Annotated in this window: 19 protein-coding genes; 11 read left to right on the top strand and 8 right to left on the bottom strand. The window is 67.0% G+C overall.

Going from position 1 to position 20,759, the window contains the following annotated elements:
- Positions 1-36: 36 nt before the first annotated feature.
- A complete protein-coding gene (locus ACQP2D_RS41390) occupies positions 37-834 on the bottom strand; it encodes an SDR family oxidoreductase (protein ID WP_433681321.1) in 798 nt (265 codons plus the stop codon).
- 53 nt (positions 835-887) lie between these two features.
- On the opposite strand from ACQP2D_RS41390, the gene ACQP2D_RS41395 reads away from it, so the two are divergent.
- The 4 genes from ACQP2D_RS41395 to ACQP2D_RS41410 are packed head-to-tail and all read left to right on the top strand — an operon-like array spanning position 888 to position 4,373.
- A complete protein-coding gene (locus ACQP2D_RS41395) occupies positions 888-1,661 on the top strand; it encodes an enoyl-CoA hydratase family protein (protein ID WP_433681322.1) in 774 nt (257 codons plus the stop codon).
- Positions 1,661-2,533 carry a CoA transferase subunit A gene (locus ACQP2D_RS41400; RefSeq protein ID WP_433681323.1) on the top strand — a complete coding sequence of 291 codons (873 nt, stop codon included), beginning with the start codon at positions 1,661-1,663 and terminating at the stop codon, positions 2,531-2,533. The genes ACQP2D_RS41395 and ACQP2D_RS41400 overlap by 1 nt, the downstream gene beginning before the upstream one ends.
- Positions 2,530-3,288 carry a CoA-transferase subunit beta gene (locus ACQP2D_RS41405; RefSeq protein ID WP_433681324.1) on the top strand — a complete coding sequence of 253 codons (759 nt, stop codon included), beginning with the start codon at positions 2,530-2,532 and terminating at the stop codon, positions 3,286-3,288. Before ACQP2D_RS41400 ends, ACQP2D_RS41405 begins: the two co-directional genes overlap by 4 nt.
- Positions 3,285-4,373, top strand: a complete 1,089-nt coding sequence (locus tag ACQP2D_RS41410) for an NAD(P)H-dependent flavin oxidoreductase (protein ID WP_433681325.1) — start codon at positions 3,285-3,287, stop codon at positions 4,371-4,373. Before ACQP2D_RS41405 ends, ACQP2D_RS41410 begins: the two co-directional genes overlap by 4 nt.
- A 408-nt stretch (positions 4,374-4,781) precedes the next feature.
- On the opposite strand, the gene ACQP2D_RS41415 is transcribed toward ACQP2D_RS41410, so the two are convergent.
- The 5 genes from ACQP2D_RS41415 to ACQP2D_RS41435 all read right to left on the bottom strand — a co-directional run bounded on the left by ACQP2D_RS41415 (position 4,782) and on the right by ACQP2D_RS41435 (position 9,831).
- A complete protein-coding gene (locus ACQP2D_RS41415; RefSeq protein WP_433681326.1) occupies positions 4,782-5,969 on the bottom strand; it encodes an acetyl-CoA C-acetyltransferase in 1,188 nt (395 codons plus the stop codon).
- 86 nt (positions 5,970-6,055) lie between these two features.
- On the bottom strand, positions 6,056-6,661 hold the full coding sequence (locus ACQP2D_RS41420) for a TetR/AcrR family transcriptional regulator (RefSeq protein WP_433681327.1): 606 nt from the start codon (positions 6,659-6,661) through the stop codon (positions 6,056-6,058).
- A 38-nt stretch (positions 6,662-6,699) separates the two neighbouring features.
- On the bottom strand, positions 6,700-7,431 hold the full coding sequence (locus ACQP2D_RS41425) for a hypothetical protein (RefSeq protein ID WP_433681328.1): 732 nt from the start codon (positions 7,429-7,431) through the stop codon (positions 6,700-6,702).
- A gap of 361 nt (positions 7,432-7,792) precedes the next feature.
- Positions 7,793-8,617 (bottom strand): SDR family oxidoreductase, encoded by an 825-nt coding sequence (locus ACQP2D_RS41430; protein WP_433681329.1) that lies wholly within the window; start codon positions 8,615-8,617, stop codon positions 7,793-7,795.
- A 23-nt stretch (positions 8,618-8,640) separates the two neighbouring features.
- The gene (locus tag ACQP2D_RS41435; RefSeq protein ID WP_433681330.1) at positions 8,641-9,831 is read right to left on the bottom strand and encodes an acyl-CoA dehydrogenase family protein; all 1,191 of its coding nucleotides are present in this window, start codon (positions 9,829-9,831) and stop codon (positions 8,641-8,643) included.
- A 97-nt stretch (positions 9,832-9,928) separates the two neighbouring features.
- On the opposite strand from ACQP2D_RS41435, the gene ACQP2D_RS41440 reads away from it, so the two are divergent.
- The 7 genes from ACQP2D_RS41440 to ACQP2D_RS41470 all read left to right on the top strand — a co-directional run bounded on the left by ACQP2D_RS41440 (position 9,929) and on the right by ACQP2D_RS41470 (position 16,972).
- Entirely contained in the window at positions 9,929-11,482 is a 1,554-nt protein-coding gene (locus ACQP2D_RS41440; RefSeq protein ID WP_433681331.1) for a FadD3 family acyl-CoA ligase, read from the top strand.
- Complete coding sequence (locus ACQP2D_RS41445) at positions 11,482-12,408, top strand: enoyl-CoA hydratase (RefSeq protein WP_433681332.1); 927 nt, start codon at positions 11,482-11,484, stop codon at positions 12,406-12,408. Before ACQP2D_RS41440 ends, ACQP2D_RS41445 begins: the two co-directional genes overlap by 1 nt.
- Positions 12,408-13,550 carry an acyl-CoA dehydrogenase family protein gene (locus ACQP2D_RS41450; RefSeq protein WP_433681333.1) on the top strand — a complete coding sequence of 381 codons (1,143 nt, stop codon included), beginning with the start codon at positions 12,408-12,410 and terminating at the stop codon, positions 13,548-13,550. Before ACQP2D_RS41445 ends, ACQP2D_RS41450 begins: the two co-directional genes overlap by 1 nt.
- Positions 13,547-14,548 (top strand): acyl-CoA dehydrogenase family protein, encoded by a 1,002-nt coding sequence (locus ACQP2D_RS41455; protein ID WP_433681334.1) that lies wholly within the window; start codon positions 13,547-13,549, stop codon positions 14,546-14,548. The genes ACQP2D_RS41450 and ACQP2D_RS41455 overlap by 4 nt, the downstream gene beginning before the upstream one ends.
- On the top strand, positions 14,545-15,603 hold the full coding sequence (locus ACQP2D_RS41460) for an acyl-CoA dehydrogenase family protein (RefSeq protein WP_433681335.1): 1,059 nt from the start codon (positions 14,545-14,547) through the stop codon (positions 15,601-15,603). Before ACQP2D_RS41455 ends, ACQP2D_RS41460 begins: the two co-directional genes overlap by 4 nt.
- A 114-nt stretch (positions 15,604-15,717) precedes the next feature.
- A complete protein-coding gene (locus tag ACQP2D_RS41465) occupies positions 15,718-16,182 on the top strand; it encodes a MarR family winged helix-turn-helix transcriptional regulator (RefSeq protein WP_433681336.1) in 465 nt (154 codons plus the stop codon).
- A 37-nt stretch (positions 16,183-16,219) separates the two neighbouring features.
- A complete protein-coding gene (locus tag ACQP2D_RS41470) occupies positions 16,220-16,972 on the top strand; it encodes a DUF427 domain-containing protein (RefSeq protein ID WP_433681337.1) in 753 nt (250 codons plus the stop codon).
- 168 nt (positions 16,973-17,140) lie between these two features.
- Here the strand turns inward: ACQP2D_RS41470 and ACQP2D_RS41475 are convergent, their stop codons facing one another.
- Both ACQP2D_RS41475 and ACQP2D_RS41480 read right to left on the bottom strand, forming a co-directional pair.
- The gene (locus tag ACQP2D_RS41475; protein WP_433681338.1) at positions 17,141-18,061 is read right to left on the bottom strand and encodes an AraC family transcriptional regulator; all 921 of its coding nucleotides are present in this window, start codon (positions 18,059-18,061) and stop codon (positions 17,141-17,143) included.
- A 10-nt stretch (positions 18,062-18,071) separates the two neighbouring features.
- Positions 18,072-20,681, bottom strand: a complete 2,610-nt coding sequence (locus tag ACQP2D_RS41480; protein WP_433681339.1) for a LuxR C-terminal-related transcriptional regulator — start codon at positions 20,679-20,681, stop codon at positions 18,072-18,074.
- Positions 20,682-20,759: the final 78 nt, after the last annotated feature.

Raw genomic sequence — 20,759 nt, forward strand, 5'->3', positions numbered from 1 at the left:
ACCTGTTGTGTCCTCTTCGTTTTCGGGTTCGGTTGTTCAGGCCTCGGCGGGCTGCTCGGCGACATTGGCGTTCGACGCGGCAAGGAATGCCGGACGCTCACCCCCGCCGTGCACCAGCAGCGTCGCGCCGCTGACAAAGGCGGCCAGCGGTGAGGTCAGGAATACGGCGCAGCCGCCGATATCGTCGGGCCGGGCCATCCGACCGAGCGGAATGGTCGCGCCGACCGCGTCGACACCGTCTTGATCGCCGTAGTGCAGCTGACTCTGTTCGGTCTCGACCGGGCCGACGACCAGCGAATTCACCCGAACCTTCGGGGCCCATTCGACCGCGAGCGTGGCAGTCAGACTGTCGATGCCCGCCTTGGCCGCACCATAGGCGGCAGTACCCGGCGAGGGCCGGTGACCGCTGACGCTGGACACCATCACGATCGAACCGCCGCCGGGCTGCTGCTGCATCACCGCATTGGCAGCCTGCGAAACCAGCAGCGGCGCGAGCAGATTCAGTTCGACGATCTTGCTGTGGAAGTTCTTGCTCGCGGTCGCGGCGAGGGCGAACGGTGCGCCGCCCGCGTTATTGACCAGATGGTCGAGGCGGCCGTGGCGCGCGACGATCGCATCGACCAGCCCCTGTACCGCGTCGGCGTCACGCACATCGCAGGGCAGGTACTCGATCTCTCGACCGTCGTGGCGCACGGGCACGTCCGCTGGACGTCGCGCGCAGGCGATAACGGTCGCGCCAGCGGCGAGGAATGCCCTGCTGACGCCCGCACCCACCCCGCGCACACCACCGGTGACCAGAACGACGCTGCCGGTGAGATCGATTTCGACTGCCACCGTGCTAACCTACCAAGCAACTGCTTGCTTTGCCAACCACGAATGGATATGCGATGGGGATCAACCGTCACTCCGAATCAACCGGCATCACCGTGGTCACGGTCGACTATCCGCCGGTCAACGCCATACCGTCCGACGGCTGGTTCACCCTGGCGGATGAGATCCGCGCGGCCGGGCGCGATCCGGAGACCAAGGTCGTGGTGCTGCGCGCCGAGAACCGCGGCTTCAATGCCGGTGTCGATATCAAGGAGATGCAGCGCACGCCGGGCCATCAGGCGCTGATCGACGCCAATCACGGCTGTTTCGAGGCGTTCGCCGCGGTCTACGACTGCCCGGTGCCGGTCATCGCGGCGGTGCAGGGCTTCTGCCTCGGCGGCGGTATCGGCCTGGTCGGCAATGCCGATGTGGTGATCGCCTCCGATGACGCCACCTTCGGCCTGCCCGAGGTCGACCGCGGTGCGCTCGGCGCGGCCACGCATCTCTCGCGCCTGGTGCCGCAGCATCTGATGCGCGCGCTGTTCTACACCGCGAGCACCATCACCGCCCAGCAGTTGCAGCACTACGGATCGGTCTATCAGGTGGTGCCGCGCGCCGAACTCGACGCCGCCGCACTGGAACTCGCCAAGAACATCGCGGCCAAGGACGGCCGGGTGATCCGCGCGGCGAAGCGGGCGCTCAATGGCATCGATGTGCAGGACGTGCACCGCAGCTACCGCTACGAGCAGGGCTTCACCTTCGAACTGAATCTGGCCGGGGTGGCGGATGAGATCCGCGCCCGGTTCGACGACGATCTGGCCGCGCGCAAGGAAGAGAGCAGGGAAAACTGATGCGGGACAAGCGAATGTCGCTCGACGAGGTCGTCGGCGAACTGCGCAGCGGTATGACCATCGGCATCGGCGGCTGGGGCTCGCGACGCAAGCCGATGGCGCTGGTGCGGGCCATCCTGCGCTCGGATATCACGGATCTGACCGTGGTCAGTTACGGCGGACCGGATCTCGGTCTGCTGTGCTCGGCGGGCAAGGTGCGCAAGGCGTACTACGGCTTCGTATCCCTGGATTCGCCGCCGTTCTACGATCCGTGGTTCGCCAAGGCCCGCACCTCCGGCGCGCTGGTGGCGCGGGAGATGGACGAGGGCATGTTGAAATGCGGACTGGAGGCGGCGGCCGCACGACTGCCGTTCCTGCCGATCCGGGCCGGGCTCGGATCCGATGTCGTCAATTTCTGGGATGGCGAGCTTAAGACCGTCGCCTCGCCCTATTCGGACGGCGAAACGCTCGTCGCGATGCCCGCGCTGAAACTCGATGCGGCGCTCGTCCATCTGAATATCGGCGATAAGCACGGCAATGCCGCATACACCGGTGTCGATCCGTACTTCGACGATCTCTACTGCCTGGCCGCCGAGCGTCGCTACGTCTCGGTGGAGCGGGTGGTCGAGACCGAGGAGCTGGTGAAAGCCGTTCCGCTGCAGTCGCTATTGCTCAACCGGATGCTGGTCGACGGTGTGGTCGAGGCGCCCGGCGGCGCGCACTTCACCCTGGCCGCGGACAGCTACGGCCGGGACGAGAAGTTCCAGAAGCACTATGTGGAAGCGGCCAAGACGCCGGAGTCCTGGCAGCGGTTCGTCGACAAATATCTCGCGGTCTCCGAGGACGAGTACCAAGCCGCTGTTCGCGAGTTCGCACAGGAGGTGTCGAAGTGATAGCGACCGAAACAGTTACCCGGGCCGAGGTCTGCGCGGTGGCCTGTGCCGAGATCTTCAGCGGCGCGGGGGAAATCATGGCATCGCCGATGTCGCCGATGTCGATCATCGGTGCGCGCCTTGCCAAGTTGACCACCGAACCCGATCTGCTGCTCTCCGATGGCGAAGCGCTGTTCTTCGCCGACACTCCCCCGCTGGGCGGTAAGTCCCCGATCGAGGGGTGGATTCCATTCCGCAGGGTCTTCGATGTGGTGGCCTCCGGTCGTCGCCATGTGGTGATGGGGGCCAACCAGATCGATCGGTTCGGCAATCAGAACCTGTCGGCATTCGGCCCGCTGCAGCAGCCGACCAGGCAGATGTTCGGTGTGCGCGGGGCACCGGGCAACACCATCAATCATCCGACCAGCTACTGGGTTTCGCGGCATACCCGGCGGGTCTTCGTGGATCGGGTCGATATCGTCTCCGGCGTCGGCTACGACAAGGTCGATCCGGCCAATCCGGCGTATCGGTTCCATCACCTGCACCGGGTGGTCACCAATCTGGGCGTATTCGATTTCGAAGGGCCCGAGCACACCATGCGGGCGCGCAGTCTGCATCCGGGCGTCACCGCCGCCGAGGTCGCCGAGAACACCTCGTTCGAGATCGCGGGCCTCGCCGATGCGGGTGAGACCCGGCTGCCGAGCGCGGAGGAGCTGCGGTTGATCCGGGAGGTGCTCGATCCCAAGAAGGTTCGGGAATCGGAGGTGCCGTCATGAGCGTGCTGCGGACGCCGCTGACCGAACTGGTCGGCATCGAACATCCGATCGTGCAGACCGGTATGGGCTGGGTGGCCGGACCGAGTCTGGTCTCGGCCACCGCCGAGGCGGGTGGGCTCGGGATTCTGGCCTCGGCGACCATGACCTTCGCCGAATTGGAAGCCGCGATCGCGAAGACCAAGGCGCACACCAACAAGCCATTCGGCGTCAATATCCGCGCGGACGCCTCGGACGCACCCGAACGGATCGATCTGCTGATCCGCGAACGGGTCGCCGTCGCGTCGTTCGCGCTCGCGCCCAAGCAGGAGCTCATCGCCAAGCTGAAAGATGCCGGCGTGGTGGTGATTCCGTCGATCGGCGCGGCCAAGCACGCGGTGAAGGTGGCCGCCTGGGGCGCCGACGCGGTGATCGTGCAGGGCGGCGAGGGCGGCGGGCACACCGGTCCGGTGGCCACCACGCTGCTGCTGCCGTCGGTGCTGGACGCGGTCGATATTCCGGTCGTCGCGGCGGGCGGATTCTTCGACGGCCGTGGTTTGGCGGCCGCACTGGCCTACGGCGCGGCGGGTGTCGCGATGGGTACGCGCTTCCTGCTCACCAAGGAGAGCACCGTCCCCGACGCCGTCAAACAGGAATACCTGAAGCGGCAGCTACAGGACACGGTCGTCTCGCTGAAGGTCGACGGTATGCCGCATCGCGTGCTGAATACCGAACTCGTCGACCGCCTGGAACATTCCGGCCGCTGGCGCGGCCTCGCCGCCGCGGTATCGAACGCCGCGAAGTTCAAGGGCATGACCGGCATGAAGTGGTCGACCATGGTCCGCGACGGCCTGGCCATGCGAAAGGCCAAGGACCTCACCTGGTCCCAGGTGATCATGGCCGCCAACACCCCCATGCTCCTGCGTGCCGGCCTGGTCGAGGGCAACACCCGAGCCGGAGTCCTGGCCGCAGGCCAGGTAACCGGCATCATCGACGACCTCCCCACCTGCAAGGAACTCATCGACCGCATAGTCGCCGACGCCGTCACCCGAATCGACACCATCGCCACCCTCACCACCGACCACGGCGCAACCCCGAGCACGTCATAACCGAAGCCGCCGCCTCGGTCTACTACCAAAGGCCGCCCCGAATCCTCCTGGCCGGGGCGGCCTTTCACATGCCCGTCCATCCGCCCATCACGCAACTCTGCCTTTGCGGCCGTGGACGCTCAGCCGATTCGCCGCTGTCCCCTCGAACGAAAATCTCCGACAACGAAAGCCGCCACTACCGCGACCGTGGATTCAGGCGTTCACCGGAGCGACGGAGATATCCAGAAGGCCGCCCCATCGGAAACTATTCCGATGGGGCGGCCCTTGGGTGCTCGGCGACAACTGATCTCGTGAGTACATGGGTAACTCGTCGGGCACGCCCAACAGTCGGTACTCGATGCAGGACCTGTCGAAAAGCTGTGCGGCTCTTAGTTGTATGGCCTGAACATTCGGGGAGGCACAAGCCTCTCAGCTGAGGCGTTCGATGATGGTTGCGTTGGCGGTGCCGCCGCCTTCGCAGATGGTGAGCAGGCCGTAGCGGCCGTTGACGCGTTCGAGTTCGTTGAGGAGGGTGGCGAAAAGCTTTGCGCCGGTGGCGCCGAGGGGGTGGCCGAGGGCGATCGCGCCGCCGTTGACGTTCACTTTGTCCGGATCGGCGCCGGTCTCACGCAGCCAGGCGAGTACGACCGGGGCGAAGGCCTCGTTGATCTCGATGACATCGATATCGTCGATGGTCAGGCCGGTCTTCTCCAATGCCCACTTGGTGGCGGGAATGGGGCCGGTGAGCATCATGATCGGGTCGGCGCCGCGGGCGCTCACGTGGTGGATGCGGGCGCGCGGGCGCAATCCGTAGGCCTCGACGGCCCATTCGGAGGCGAGTAGGGTCGCGCTCGCGCCGTCGGAGATCTGGCTGGCGACCGCGGCGGTCAGCGTTCCGCCCTCGGCGAGCACCGGCAGCGACGCCATCTTCTCCAGCGTGGTCTCGCGCGGACACTGGTCGATCCAGAATTCGCCGACCGGCACGATCTCCCGATCGAAGCGGCCGTTCTTGATGGCATCGCGAGCGCGCTCATGGCTGCGCAATGCCCAGCGCTCCATCTCTTCTCGGCTGATATTCCACTTGTCGGCGATCATCTGCGCGCCGTTGAACTGCGAAACCTCGCCGGTGCCATAGCGATGGTCCCAGCCCTGCGCACCGACGAACGGCGAATCGAACCCGTACTCCTTACCCGCCAGCATGGCTGCCGAGATCGGAATGGCGCTCATATTCTGCACACCGCCCGCGACGACCACCTCGGCCGTGCCGCTCATAATGGCCTGCGCGGCGAAATTGATTGCCTGCTGGGAGGATCCGCACTGCCGGTCGACGGTGACGCCGGGCACCTCCTCCGGATAACCGGCGGTCAGCCACATGGTGCGGCCGATATTGCCGGCCTGCGGGCCGATATTGTCGACACAGCCGACGATCACATCGTCGACCATTGCCGGGTCGATCGAATTGCGGTCCAGCAGACCTCGCAGCGCGGCCGCACCGAGATCGGCCGGATGCACCGCGGCCAGCGCGCCATTGCGCTTGCCGACCGGAGTGCGCACGGCATCGATCACATAGGCATCCCGCAGGGGGGCGTATGGGCGGCGAGCGGATGGTGCTGACATCTAGAACTCCTAGTTGGTGTGCTGCCCGGCCGGAAGCGACGGGCCCGGAGGCGGTGCTCGGATAACCACCGACCGCCGAAATGGACTTACGGCACGGTGAGGCCGTCGAGCACGATGGTCAGGTACTGCTTGGCGAGATTCTCGACGGTGATCGAGCCGCCGGGCTCGTACCACCGCACCGCAACCCACACCGTGTCGCGCAGGAATCGGTAGGCCAGTTCGACGTCGAGTTCCGGCCGGAAGCTGCCGTCCTCGACGCCATTGATCAGTACCCGGTGCCACAGCTCACGGAATTCGCGGTTGTAATCCGCGATATAGGTGAACCGCTCCGAATCGCGCAGCCGCTTGGCCTCGGCCTGATAGATCGCCACCGCCGCATGCGAGCGGTCGAAGGATTCATAGGAGGCGATCACCAAGGCTTCCAAGGTATCTCGCGAGCTCAGCCCGGACGCGACGATCTCCCGGTAGCGCCCGAACAGATCATCGAGGAAGCCGCGCAGAATCTCATCGACCATCGATTCCTTGGAATCGAAGTGGTGATAGAGGCTCCCCGATAGAATCCCGGCCGCATCGGCGATATCGCGCACGGTCGTCGCACGCAGTCCACGCTCGGCGAACAGTTGGGCCGCGAGCGCGAGCAGTTCATTGCGCCGTGCTGATTTCGAGGCGTCTGATGCGGTCACACGGGCCATAATACAACCAAGCATTTGCTTGGGGAACCCGGGAGGTGTCAGCGCATGGAATAGCGCAGCGGCGAGGACACCGACAGATCCGCCAGCAGTCGATCGCAGATCACCACCGGTGAGATGCCCGCACGCGCCATCCGGGCCACCAACGCGAGTCGGCGCTCACAGCTGTCCCATTCGACGGTCAGCGGGCCGCGATCGGGACCAGCGTCGACGGTGGCCATTACCCGCGGCGGACCGAACTGGACCGGTTCCTCGATGAGTTTGAGGACCATGCCGCGCTGCCAAGCGCGGTAGGTGTCCATATCCGCGCCGACGACCAGCTTGTCGGTGGCTGCGCACAGGCCCTGCGCGATCTCATCGGCGAATGCGACGCGATCGAAGCGGAATTTGCGACATTTGCGAACAACGTCGAGCAGATCCGCTCGCACTTCACACAACAATGCCGTCTGCCGTCGCCGTCGACGGTCCTGTTCCGAACCGACACCCGATTCGGAACTGAGTCCGATTCGGCTGGCGCGCGCGTGATCTCGCGCCATATCGGCACGCAACGCGCCGCGTGGATCGCGGGCGACCGCGGTTTCGTCGACGGCATATTGTTCGAGAATTTGGGCCGCCCTGGTCGCGGTCGCGCGTTCGGAGGTGTGGTCCATGAGTTCGGCGCCGAGGGTGAGCGCCGCTAGCACCAGGCTGTCCAGCCGTCGCCTGGTCAGCACGACTTCGCGGACCAACTCGAGTTCCAGTTGTTCGCGGGCATGTGGGCGATCCGGGCCCATAGCCATCGCCCCTTAGAGAGTGCGGGATCCGACCACACCCAGCATGGCACACCTGGCTGCACCACGTCCCGACCTTTTTTACCTGATCAGACGCCCAACCGAGGCCCAAGATCGCAGTGGCCGAAAGGCGATCGCACTACTGCGCTGTGTCGGATTTGCCGCGCATGCGCGCGGCGTGTTCGCGGCCCCCCTAATGTCAGCATCGCCTAGCGATTCGATGAGGGGTGGTGGTCGGGCGACGGGTGGGCCTCGCGTCCGAGCCGTCGAGACTCGCGCCTGCGGCGCATGCGCTTCGACGACTCGGACGCGAGACGGGCCGCGAACGTCGCTCGTAAGGCTCGCTCCGTGGCGGCCGGGTTGGTCAGGCGCGCTGGCTGCTGATCGATACCACTTCGCCCGTGAGATAGGTCGTGTAGTCACTGGCGAGCATGGCGATGGTGGCCGCGACTTCCCACGGTTCCGCGGCGCGGCCGAAGGCTTCGCCCTCGGAGAGGCGGTCGAGCAGTTCGGTCGAGCTGACCTTGTCCAGGAAGGCGTGCCTGGCGATGCTCGGGGCGACCGCGTTGATCCGGACACCGAATTCGGCGGCCTCGATGGCGCTGCAGCGGGTCAGGGCCATCACGCCCGCCTTGGCGGCGGCGTAGTGGGCCTGGCCGTATTGCGCGCGCCAGCCGAGCACGCTGGCGTTGTTCACGATGACGCCGCCGTGGCCCGCGTCGCGGAAGTAGCCGAGGGCCGCGCGGGTGCAGCGGAAGGTGCCGTTGAGGGTGATGTCGAGGACGCGATCCCACTGCTCGTCGGTCATGTCGACGACCGGGGTCTCGCCGCCGAGTCCGGCATTGTTGACCATGATGTCGATGCGGCCCAATGCCGTTGCCGCACCGCGGATCAGCTCATCGACCTGTTCGGTGCTCTGCACATCACAGGCGATCGATGCGACCCGGCGATCCGGGAATTCGGCCTTCAGTTCGACCTCGGTTTCGGCCAGTCGCCGCTCGTGCCAGTCGGATACGACGACATCGGCGCCCTCGGCGAGCAGCCTGCGCGCGGTGGCCGACCCGATGCCGGTGCCCGCGGCGGCGGTGATCACGGCAGTGCGTCCGGCCAGCAGACCGTGGCCCGGAATGGGCTGCGGCGCAACGGAAAGCGGTCCGGGCCCACCCGTCTCCCGACCGCCAGCCCCCATGGAATCGCCTCGCGATGCTGCACTCACGGCCGAGCCTCCCGCGGCAATCCGAGCACGCGCTCGGCGATGATATTGCGCTGCACTTCGTTCGAACCTCCGTAGATCGTATCGGCGCGGGTGAACAGATACAGCCGCTGCCATTCATTGAGATCGTTCGCGTCGGCGACCAGTCCGGCGGGGCCGAGCACGGCCATGGCGAGTTCGCCGAGGCCGCGATGCCAGTTGGCCCACAGCAGCTTGGAGACCGAGGCCTGTCCGCCGTCATCGGCGGTCGTATCGCGCATGGTGCGCAGCGCGTGCGCGCGCAGCACACGCAGGCCGACCCACGCCTTATCGATCCGGTCGGCGATGAGCGGATCGTCGGCCGCACCGGTGCGGCGGGCCAGCGCCTCGATATCGGCGAGTTCGCGGGCGAACCGGATCTGCTGGCCGAGGGTGGAGATGCCGCGCTCGAAGGTCAGCGTGCCCATGGCGATGCGCCAGCCGTCGCCCGGATCGCCGACGACCAGATCCGCGGCGGTGCGCGCATTGTCGAAGAAGACCTCGTTGAATTCCGAGGTGCCGGTCAACTGGATGATCGGGCGGACCTCGATACCCGGCTGATGCATGGGAACCAGCAGGTAGGACAGGCCCTTGTGCCGGGTCGACCCCTTTTCGGTGCGCGCCACCACGAAGCACCAGTCGGCCACATGGGCCAGCGAAGTCCAGATTTTCTGCCCGTTGATCGACCATTCGTCGCCGTCGAGATGGGCACTGGTGGTGATGGCGGCCAGATCCGAGCCAGCGCCGGGCTCGGAGTAGCCCTGGCACCACAGCTCGGTCACATTCCGGACCCCGGGCAGGAACCGTTCCTTCTGCGCCTGGGTTCCGAAGGCGAGCACGGTCGGACCGAGCAATTCCTCACCGACATGGGAAACCCGCGCCGGCGCATTCGCTTTGGCGTACTCCTCGTGGAAGATCACCTGTTGGCGCACCGAGGCCTCGCGGCCACCCCACTCCTTGGGCCAGCCGAGACAGGTCCACCCGGACGCGGCCAGGTGCCGGTCCCAGGCGAGCCGCTCCTCGAAGGCCTCGTGCTCGCGGCCGGGCCCGCCGAGACCGCGCAGCGCGCGGAACTCGCCGTTGAGGTTCTCGGCCAACCACTCGCGCACTTCTGCGGAAAACCGCGCGTCCTGTGCAGCAGTGTCGGAATCTGAGGTCTGGATCGCACCCACGCCGGTAGGATAACCTACCAAGCACTTGCTTTGTTAGAGGCTGACCACTTTGATCGAGCAAAGGCAGCAAAAGACCCCGCCGACGGTGAGGACAACCGTGACAACCCCTGCACAAACGACACCCATGGCACTGCACGATGCCGCGCGCTCCTTCGGCGCCGCGCCCGCCCTCGGCGACGGCCCGGTCCGGCTCGACTGGACGCAGTTGCTGACGGCGGTGCAGGAGGTGGCGCGGGCGCTCATAGCCCGCGGCGTGCAGTCGGGCGACCGAGTCGCCATGTGGGCACCGAACACCTACCACTGGGTGGTCGCCGCGCTGGGCGCGCACTACGCGGGCGCGGCCTTGGTACCGCTCAATACCCGCTATGTCGCCGATGAGGCCGCCGATGTGCTCGAGCGCGTCGAGGCCAAGGCGCTGTTCATCGCCGGAACCTTCCTCGGCCGGGATCGGCTCGCTGAATTGCGCTCCGCCGCACCGGAATTGCGTATCGACACGGTGGTGGTCATCCCGGTGGAGCCGGGCACCGAAACCACCGACGCCGCGGCCGTCAACTGGTCGCAGCTCGCCGGTATCGCCGAATCGGTCTCGGTGGCCGAGGCCGTGCGGCGCGCCGAAGGCGTCGACCCGGAGGATATTTCCGACATCCTGTTCACCTCCGGCACCACCGGACGCAGCAAGGGCACCCTGGTCGCGCATCGGCAGGCGCTGTCGGTGGTGCGCGCATGGGCCGAGTGCACCACCTTGACCGGCTCCGATCGCTATCTGGTCGTCAGCCCGTTCTTCCACAACTTCGGCTACAAGGCGGGCATACTCGCCTGCCTGGTGACCGGCGCGACGGTCATTCCGCAGGCGACCTTCGATGTGCCCGCGACCATGCGCCTGGTCGGCGACGAGAAGATCACCGTGCTGCCCGGACCGCCGACCATCTACCAGACCATTCTCGACTTCCCGGACCGGGACAACTACGACCTGAGCACCTTGCGCGTCGCGGTGACCGGTGCGGCGACCGTGCCGGTGGTACTGGTCGAGCGCATGCGCTCGGAACTCGATTTCACTGTGGTCATCACCGGCTATGGATTGTCCGAGGCCGCCGGATTCGGCACCATGTGCCGGGCCGATGACGATGCCGCCACCATCGCGGGCACCTGTGGCCGCCCGATCGCCGATTTCGAATTGCGGCTGAGCCCAGAGGGCGAAGTATTGCTGCGCGGGCCGAATGTGATGCTCGGCTACCTCAACGATCCGGAGAGCACCGCCGAAACCATCGATGCCGAAGGCTGGCTGCACACCGGCGATATCGGCACACTCGACGAGCGCGGGTACCTGAAGATCACCGACCGGCTCAAGGATATGTACATCTCCGGCGGTTTCAATGTGTATCCGGCCGAGATCGAGCAGGCACTGGCCCGGCTCGACGGCGTGGCCGAATCCGCGGTCATCGGGGTGCCGGATACCCGAATGGGTGAGGTGGGCAAGGCATTCGTGGTGCGCAAACCGGGTGCCGCGCTTACCGAGGAGCAGGTGCGCGCGCACGCGAGCACCGTGCTGGCCAATTTCAAGGTGCCGCGATTCATCGAATTCCGGGACCAACTGCCCTATAGCGCGGCCGGGAAAGTGCTCAAGCGTCAACTACGTGAGGAGAAGTCGTAATGTCCGACGAGAACGGTGTTCCCGATGAGGGAGACGTCGTCATCTATGAGCGGCGCGGCCCGATCGCGATCGTCACGCTGAACCGGCCGGACTACCGCAACGCGCAGAATTCGGTGATGACCTATGCCCTCGATGCCGCGTTCGAGCGTGCCGTCGAAGACGCCGAGGTCAAGGTGATCGTCCTGGCGGGCAACGGAAAACATTTCAGCGCGGGCCATGACATCGGCACGCCGGGGCGCGATCACCATGTGCGCTATCAGAACAAGGCCACGCTGTGGTGGGACCATGTCGACCGGGTCGGCGGCGATCAGCGCTTCGCCCGCGAGACCGAGGTGTACCTGGGGATGTGCCGGCGCTGGCGGGAAATCCCCAAGCCGACCATCGCGATGGTGCAGGGCGCGTGTATCGCGGGCGGGCTCATGCTGGCCTGGGTCTGCGATCTCATTATCGCCTCCGATGACGCGTTCTTCTCCGATCCCGTTGTCCGCATGGGCATTCCGGGGGTGGAGTATTTCGCGCATCCGTGGGTGATGGGGCCGCGCGCGGCCAAGGAATTCCTGTTCACCGGGGATCGCTTCGATGCGGCCCAGGCCAAGGAATGGGGCATGGTCAATCGCGTCGTGCCGCGCGCCGAACTCGAAACCGAAACTCTCGCGCTGGCCGAAAAGATTGCCACCATGCCGCAATTCGGGCTGGCGCTGACCAAGAAGGCGGTCAACCAGGCCGAGGATCTGATGGGTATGCGCGCGGGCATGGATTCGGCATTCGGCCTGCACCATTTCGCGCACGCGCACAATGCCGAGGTCGGCGCGGATTCACTCGGCGGCATGAACGCCAAGTCGATGAAGAGCACCGCGACCACTTCGGCCTCCGCATCGGCCTCGGTGACCACCAAGTCGACGTCCGAGCAGAACGGGACAACGTAGTGGATCTGGATCTCGATCAGGCGACCCGCGAATTCCAACAGGAAGTTCGCGACTTCCTCGCCGCCAACAAACCCGCGAAACCGCTGCCCTCGATGGATACCAAGGCCGGTTTCGAGGCGCATCGCGAATGGGAACGCACCCTCGCCGATGCGCGCCTATCGGTCGTCTCCTGGCAGCGGGAGTACGGCGGACGCGATGCCTCGCTGCTGGAGTGGGTGCTCTTCGAGCAGGAGTATTACGCCGCCGCTGCGCCGGGGCGGGTCAGCCAGAATGGCATCTTCCTCTTGGCACCGACGCTTTTCGAGCACGGCACCCCGGAGCAGCTGGACCGGATCATGCCGCGGATGGCGCGCGGCGACGATATCTGGGCACAGGCCTGGTCCGAGCCGGAGGCGGGCAGCGATCTGGCCGGTATCCGCTCGACCGCGAGCCGCACCACCGGCGGCTGGCTGCTGAGCGGACAGAAGACCTGGAGTTCACGAGCGTCGTTCGCGGACTGGGCCTTCGGGCTGTTCCGCAGTGATCCCGACGCCGAGCGGCATCGCGGACTCACCTATGTGATGTTCCCGCTCTCGGCGGATGGTGTTTCGGTGCGGCCGATCCCGCAGTTGGACGGTGAGCCCGGATTCGCGGAGATCTTCCTCGACGATGTCTTCGTGCCGGATCGCGATGTGATCGGCGAGCCCGGTGACGGCTGGCGGGTCGCGATGAGCACCTCGAGCAATGAGCGCGGCCTGTCGCTGCGCAGTCCGGGCCGCTTCAGCGCGACCGCGCAGCGGCTGATCGACCTGTGGCTCGATACCGGCGATCACACCAATACCGCGCAGCGCGATGCGGTGGTCGACGCCTGGATCGGCAGCGAGGCCTATCGACTGCACACCTTCGGCACGGTCACCCGGCTGAACGAGGGCGGCAAGCTGGGCGCGGAATCGTCGATCACCAAGGTGTTCTGGTCCGAACTCGATATCGCCATGCACGAGACCGCACTGGAGGTACTCGGCGGCGCGGCCGAACGGTCCGGGCCGTGGACCGACGGCTATCTGTTCTCGCTGTCCGGCCCGATCTACGCCGGTACCAACGAGATTCAGCGCAATATCATCGCCGAGCGGCTGCTCGGATTACCGAGAGGGAGCAGCCGATGAGATTCGCGCTCAGCCCGGAACAACTCGACTTCGGCACCAGCCTGCGCAAGCTGCTCGATGCCGGACGCACCCCCGCGGCCGTACGGTTGTGGGCCAGTGGAGATCCGCAACCCGGCCGCGGGCTCATCCGGCAGTTGGCCGGTGCGGGAGCGCTCGGCCTTGCCATCGAGGAGCGGCACGGCGGCATGGACGCGGAGCCGATCGATCTGGTCGTCGCATTCCAGGAGATCGGCCGGTCCGCCGCGCCCGGCCCCCTGGTGGAGACGGCGGCCGCGATACCCGCACTGCTGCAGGCCCTTCCGGATACCGCGCTGGCCGCGCGCTGGCTGCCCGGCTTCGCCGACGGTGCGTCGTTGGGCACGCTGGCATTTGCGTCACCAGCGCACGGCACGGTCGCATTGGATGCGGATGCCGCCGAGGTGGTGCTGATCGCGGACGGTGATCAGCTGCGCACCGCGCACCGGACGGGGCTGGTGCGGTCGGTAGATCCGGCGCGACGGCTGTTCACCGTCGAAGCAGATGAGGTAGTGGCCGAGAGCGATCAGGTACGGCCCGCCATCGCTGCCGCCTTCGATACCGGGGCGCTGGCCAATGCGGCGCAGCTGCTGGGCGCGGGTCGGGCGCTCTTGGCCGCCGCGACCGAATATGCCAAGCAGCGCAAGCAGTTCGGCAAGCCGATCGGGGAATTCCAGGCCGTCAAGCAGAAGTTGGCCGATGTGCTGATCGGGCTGGATCTGGCCGAGCCGCTGCTCTACCGGGCGGCGCTGACCATGGGCGAGACCACACGCGGCCGAGACGTTTCGGCGGCGGTGGTCGCCTGCGGTGACGCGGCCTATCGCGCCGCGCGGGCGGCGCTACAGGTGCACGGCGCCATCGGCTACACCGCCGAGTACGACCTGTCGCTGTGGCTGACCAGGGTGACGGCGCTTCGGTCGGCCTGGGGCACACCGGATCTGCATCGCGCCCGGATCGCCGAGGCTCTGCGAGGTTCCGCATGAGCACCGAGCATCAGGAATTCATCGCATCGGTCCGAGCGCTGCTGACCAAGCACGCGGGCTCCGCGGCGGTGCGCGCGGGCATGGAATCCGAGCTCGGCTACGACGAGAAGCTGTGGCGGCTGTTGTGCGAGCAGGTCGGCGTCGCCGCGCTGGCGATTCCCGAGGAATACGGCGGATTCGGCGCGAGTCTGGTCGAATCCCTGCTGGTGGTCACCGAATTGGGACGCACGCTCGCCGGGGTGCCGATGCTCGGTTCGGCCGTGCTCGGCGCGCAGGCGGTGCTGCTCTCCGGCGACATCGACGCATGTGAGCGGCTGCTGCCGGAGGTCGCCGAGGGCGCGAGGACGATCGCCGTCTGCTGGGCGGGCGCGGACGGCTGGACGGTGCCCGGCGTGCATGCAGATGGCGAAATACTGTCCGGCACAGCGCACTATGTTCTCGACGGGTTGCACGCCGACACCCTTGTCGTGGTGACCCCGACGGGATTTTTCGAGGTCGATGCCGCGGCCGACGGCGTGTCCCGGCATGCGGTACCGACCATGGATCCGACCCGCAAGCTCGCCGAAATCACCTTCACCGGCGTCGCAGGGCGACGGCTCGGGACCGGCGATCCCGCCGCCGTCACCGCGCGACTGCACGAAATCGCCTGGGCCGCCATCGCGGCCGAGCAGGTGGGCGCGGCCGAGCGCTGCCTGGAATTGACGGTCGAGTACACCAAGTCACGGGTGCAGTTCGGTCGCGCGATCGGCAGCTTCCAGGCGCTCAAGCACCGCATGGCGGATATGTATGTGCTGGTGGAATCGGCCAAGTCCACCTCATACGCGGCGACCACCGCCGTCGCGGAGCGGTCGGCGTCGGCGTCGGCGGCCGAGGATGTCTGGGCGGCTCGCCTGCACTGTTCGGAAGCGTTCAGCACCATCGTCGCCGAGATGGTGCAGCTGCACGGCGGCATCGCCATTACCTGGGAGCACGACGCGCACCTGTTCTTCAAGCGCGCGCACGGTGACGCCCAGCTGTTCGGCGCGCCGCACCGACCGCTCGTCCAACCCGCGTAGTCACCCCACCGGCAGCGCCCCGGGCGGAGCTCTCACGCTCCCCGGGGCGCTATCGTTTCCGCAGGTAGAGGGGGTCACGACCCATAGATAGTTAGGTTATGTAATAATATTGGTGTGCAGCAGACTCCGGTGACATCCGCAGAGGACAGCGTCGTCAATCTACTCGTCACCGCCGGTCGGCTGACCCGGCTGGCCGGGGTGATCAGTGGCGAGGACCTGCCGCGGGCCGTGATGCGGGCACTGGCGGTGCTCGATGAACACGGCGCCGTGCGGGTCAGTGAATTCGCCCGCATCGATCGATGTTCGCAACCGGCGGCAACGGCGCTGATCGGGCGACTCGTCGCGGACGGATTCGCCACCCGAGGCAAGGACCCGCAGGATTCGCGGGCCGTCGTCGTCGAACTCACCCCGGCCGGACGTGACCGGCTGCAGCGCGCCCGCCGCGCCTTCGGCGCCGCACTCGCCACCCGACTATCCGAGTTCGATACCGACCGCCTCGCCCGCATGGAGACAGATCTGACAGAACTGCTGGACGCCCTGAAGAAGGCGGCGCCGCGGCAGATCACCGTCGGCGACTGACCTGGCCGGTAACCCGGGCGGAGTACGGTCGGGAGATATGACTGATCAGATGCGGGGCCGGGTGAAGGTCGAGACCGGGCAGAAACGGGTGCGGGTGTACCTGCGCGGACAGCTGGTCGCCGACACCGTACGGCCGGTGCTGGTATGGGAAGGACCGCACTATCCGACGTACTACCTGCCGGTCGCGGATCTGCACGCGAAGCTCGAGCCCAATGGCAAGACCAAACATTCCCCGAGTCGCGGTGAAGCGACCGAATACGATGTGGTGCTCGACGGTGTGACCGCGCCGGGTGCCGCACTGCGCCACCATGATTCGCCGATTCCCGAACTCGACGAGCTGGTGCGGCTGGACTGGAATTCGATGGACGAGTGGTTCGAGGAAGACGAGCCGGTCTACGTCCACCCTCGCGATCCGTATTCGCGGGTCGATATCCTCGCCAGCTCGCGCCACGTCCGCGTCGAGATCGAGGGCGTCACCGTCGCCGACTCCCACTCCCCGCGCATCCTCTTCGAAACCGGCCTTCCCGCGCGGTATTACCTCCCGCTGACCGACGTCCGCATGGACCTGCTGAGCTCCTCCCCAACCCACACCAGCTGCCCATACAAAGGCACCGCCGAATACTGGACCGTCCACATCGCGGACAAGGAATACCCGGACATCGTCTGGGGCTACCGCACCCCACTCCCGGAGAGCCAGAAGATCGCGGGCCTCGCCTGCTTCTACAACGAGAAGGTCGATATCTACGTGGACGGCGAACTCCAGCCCCGCCCCCACACCCCGTTCAGCTGATTCACCTCGAGCTCTCGCGACCACGGGAATCCTTACTGCCGGTCGACCCTGTCGCCGCGATGGCAGGCCCTCCGCGTTACGTCCGACCGATTCGGCAGCGCCGCAGGTCGCGGGGAGGCTCGACGGCGCCGCCAGCCGCACCTTGCCGGCCCTGAGGCCGGGTGAGCTTCAGACCGCGATCAGCGGTGGCTGGTCATCGGCGCGGCGGTATTGGCCCGGCGGCAGGCCGTATTCGCGTTTGAAGGCTTTGGCGAAGGCGAATTCCGAGGTGTAGCCGACCTTTCGGGCCACGGCGCCGAGGGGACTGTCGGTATCGCGGAGCAGGCGCGCGGCAGTGAGCATGCGCCAGCGAGTGACGTAGGCCAGGGGCGGTTCGCCGACAGTGGCGGCGAAGCGGCGGGCCAGGGTGGCGCGGGATACGCCCGCGATATCGCTGAGGTCGGGGACGGTCCAGGCACGGGCAGGTTCTTCGTGTACGGCGCGCAGGGCGGCGGCGACCGCCGGATCGGCGAACGCACCGGCCCAACCGTTTGCCGGTTCCCCGGTGGCCTGTTCGTCGAACCAGGCGCGCAGGATGAACAGGAGCAGGGTCTCCAGAATGGTGGGAACGGCGGCATCGCTGCCCTGTTTCGGTTCGGCGACCTCGGCGGCGAGCAGGTCGACGGCGGCGCGCAGGGACGGATGCCGGCCGAGACGTGCCGGGAGATGGATGAATTCCGGGAGTTCGTCGAGCAGCGGGTGACTGCGCTGCCTGCCGAGTTCATATGCGCCGCAGAGCAATGCGGTGCGGGCGCCGGGTCCGATGATCTCGCGCGGCTCACCCGGCTGCGCCTGCTCGGTGACCGGACTGTCGAGACGGTCGACCAGATCATGGTCGGCACCGCGCGGCATGAACAGGACATCGCCGACACCGAGAGCGATCGGTTCCCCGCCGGACGGCACCGCCAGGCACGAACCCTGCAGCACCACATGGAAACCCGCGCCGGGGACCACCGGATAGGCACGGCCCCACGGCGCGTGCCGGACGAACAGCCCGGAGGTCGGGTTGCCCGTGCGGATGGCCGCGATGGTCTCGCTGAGGATGTCCACCCTTTCTTCCTCAACTGGCTCCGCCGGAGGACTCACCGCGCATGAGCGCTCCGAGGGATTCCCGGTCCGTCACGTCCATCTTGATGCAGGCACGGTAGAGGTGGCCCTCCACGGTGCGGACCGAGACGGTGAGGCGGTCGGCGATCTGCCGGTTGGACAGCCCGGCCGCAACGAGATTCGCGATTTCGCGCTCACGGGAGGTGAGCGGTAACGGCTGGGCGGCTTGGCGCAGCGCGGGAGTGCTCGCGCCGCCGCACGCCGCGGCCAGACGGTTCGCGGTGGCGGCGGATTCCAGCAGGCGGCGGCGGTCTCCGGCGCGCTCATGGGCCGATGCCGCTTGGGCGGCGGCGTCGGCCGCCGAGAGCAAGGCACCGATGCGCTCGAATTGGGCGGCGGCCGCATCCAGGCCGGGTCCGTCGTGGGCGGCCAAGGCCACCGCATGGCTGGCCTGGACCTGCACCAAACCGCCGTCGACCCGAACCGCCAGATCGGCGAGTCGGCCGGCCGCGGAGTGGTCACCGAAGCGGGCGGCCGCATGCAGCGCCATGGCCTCGATGGCGTGCTGATGTGAGCGGGCCGCCGCATCGGCGGCGCCCATGGCCAGTCGAATGGCCGGGGTGACGGTGCCCTCCGCGGCGGCGACGCAGGCCCGCGCGATCTCCAATTGCGGGTCGTAGACCGCACTGTGCCTGCCGCCGCGCGCGATGGCCTCGGCAATGGATTCGGCGGCCTCCGGCGCCCGGCCGAGTGCCGAATACGCCTCGGCCAAACGGATTCTCGCCGGAATGTGCCAGGCCGCGGCACCCTCGGCGGTGAGCGCGGCCACTGCCTGTTCGAGATGTTCGATCCCGTCCAGGAAGCGGCCCTGTGCCACGTCGACGGTCCCCTGCAGGATCTTCGACATACCCCAAGCCAGGTACTGACCCGCCGACGAATAGCCGAAATCCCCTGAGGCACAACGACGTGCGGCCTCGAGATCACCGGTGAAGGTCAGCGCGAGCACCTCCGCGTGGGTCGAGATGTACCGGTTGAGCCCATCGATATGCGACTCCACCTGATGCCCGCGGGCCGCGTACTGTCGCGCCGCCTCGCCCTTGCCCATCAGCGCCAACGCAAGTCCACCGCCGAAGGAGGCCCACCAAACCGCCCACGGCGGTGCGCCTTTGGCCTCCATCACCGCCTCGGCCGCGGAAAACGCGTCCTCGAGCCGATTCTCATTGACCGCGCACGCCGAGGCCAGGCCGTCGAAGGTCGCGACGATCTTCGGATGCCGCGCCTTGGTCCGCAGCATCGCGAGCACCTCATCGGCACGCTCGGCATCGCCCATGGCCCAGAACAGATTCGACACCCGGGTGCTGCCCCAGCGGGCCAGCTGCACCTCGCTCATCTGATCCGGATCGAAGCTGGCCAGGGTGCGTTCGGCCTCGATGCGATGGCCCTGCCACAGCAGCGCACGCGCCAGCAGATCCGCGGCCTCCACCCCGCCCCGACGTTCCACCGCGGCCCTGGCGAATCGCTCACCGAGCGGCAGATTGGCCAACCCGATCGCATCGGCGGCCGCGGCCTCGAAGAGTTCGAGATCGGCGGATTTATCACTGTCCAAGGCCAATTCGGCCAGCCGGATGCGGTCCGGGGCGGAATTGATCGGCCGCTCCTTGAGCGAGGAGTACAGCCGGCCGCGCAGTCGCCGCGCCGAGGCGATGCCGAGCCTGCGCCGGATGACCTCACCGAACAGCGGATGGTTGTAGCGCACGATCAACTGGTTGGCGTTCTCGACAACCCGGATGAGACCACGGGTTTCGGCGGCCTCCACGGCCTCCTCACCCGCCACTTCGGCGAGCACGTCGAGGTCGATGGGCTCGCAGAAGGTGAGCAGTTCGAGCACCCGCAGCACCGAGTCGGGCAGCTGTTCGACCCGATCCTCGAGTAGCGCGGCCAATTCCGAGGTCACCGCGGCCCGGCCGCGCAGCTGCCAGACGCCGTTCACCTGCCGCAGCGAACCCGCCTCCAGCGCGCCCTCCACCAAATGCCTGAGGAACAGGGCATTTCCGCCGGAGGACTCCCACATCAGATTGGCGGTGAAACCCTCGAGCTGTCCGCCGAGCATCTGCTCGACCAGATCGACGCTCTGCTGCTGGGTGAACGGGTTGAGGTCGGTACGCAGCAGGTGGCCGTCTTTCCACAGCGAGGTGACCGCATCGGGTACCTGCACCCCGCTGCGCACGGTCGCGACGATATGCGCGGCCTTGTCAATCGCCAACTGCAGCAATAGTGTCGCCGAGAGCTGGTCGAGCAGGTGCGCGTCATCGACGCCGATGATCGCGTGCCCGTCGGCGAGCAGTGCCTCGCGCGCGGCGGACATGAACGTCACCGGATCGTGTGCGGTGTAAACGCCGACCATATGGGCGAATACGCCCAGCGGGATGCTGCGGGCCGATTCCGTGCCGGCAACCCACCGGATATTGCCGCCCACGGCGGCCGTCGCCTGTCTGGCCAGTGTCGTCTTTCCGACACCGGCGTCTCCGGTCAGTACAGCACCGACATATTCGGTACCGGTGAGTGCTGCGCGGATCGCTTCGAACTCGGTCTCGCGCTCGATCATCGGCCAGTTCCGAGCCATAGCTCTTACTTTAGTTCGTCACGGATCATGATCGACGACAACGAACGATGAACGGGCGCACCGATTCCGCTGTCGCGG

The organism is Nocardia sp. CA-119907 (genome assembly GCF_050955995.1).
Taxonomy (GTDB): domain Bacteria; phylum Actinomycetota; class Actinomycetes; order Mycobacteriales; family Mycobacteriaceae; genus Nocardia.

What these genes read in the sequence shown, in the direction of transcription:
- ACQP2D_RS41395 (WP_433681322.1), top strand. Translation starts at nt 888, where the DNA reads ATGGGGATCAACCGTCACTCCGAATCAACCGGCATCACCGTGGTCACG.
- ACQP2D_RS41400 (WP_433681323.1), top strand. Translation starts at nt 1,661, where the DNA reads ATGCGGGACAAGCGAATGTCGCTCGACGAGGTCGTCGGCGAACTGCGC.
- ACQP2D_RS41410 (WP_433681325.1), top strand. Translation starts at nt 3,285, where the DNA reads ATGAGCGTGCTGCGGACGCCGCTGACCGAACTGGTCGGCATCGAACAT.
- ACQP2D_RS41415 (WP_433681326.1), bottom strand. Translation starts at nt 5,969, where the DNA reads ATGTCAGCACCATCCGCTCGCCGCCCATACGCCCCCCTGCGGGATGCC.
- ACQP2D_RS41420 (WP_433681327.1), bottom strand. Translation starts at nt 6,661, where the DNA reads ATGGCCCGTGTGACCGCATCAGACGCCTCGAAATCAGCACGGCGCAAT.
- ACQP2D_RS41425 (WP_433681328.1), bottom strand. Translation starts at nt 7,431, where the DNA reads ATGGGCCCGGATCGCCCACATGCCCGCGAACAACTGGAACTCGAGTTG.
- ACQP2D_RS41430 (WP_433681329.1), bottom strand. Translation starts at nt 8,617, where the DNA reads ATGGGGGCTGGCGGTCGGGAGACGGGTGGGCCCGGACCGCTTTCCGTT.
- ACQP2D_RS41445 (WP_433681332.1), top strand. Translation starts at nt 11,482, where the DNA reads ATGTCCGACGAGAACGGTGTTCCCGATGAGGGAGACGTCGTCATCTAT.
- ACQP2D_RS41455 (WP_433681334.1), top strand. Translation starts at nt 13,547, where the DNA reads ATGAGATTCGCGCTCAGCCCGGAACAACTCGACTTCGGCACCAGCCTG.
- ACQP2D_RS41460 (WP_433681335.1), top strand. Translation starts at nt 14,545, where the DNA reads ATGAGCACCGAGCATCAGGAATTCATCGCATCGGTCCGAGCGCTGCTG.
- ACQP2D_RS41470 (WP_433681337.1), top strand. Translation starts at nt 16,220, where the DNA reads ATGACTGATCAGATGCGGGGCCGGGTGAAGGTCGAGACCGGGCAGAAA.
- ACQP2D_RS41480 (WP_433681339.1), bottom strand. Translation starts at nt 20,681, where the DNA reads ATGGCTCGGAACTGGCCGATGATCGAGCGCGAGACCGAGTTCGAAGCG.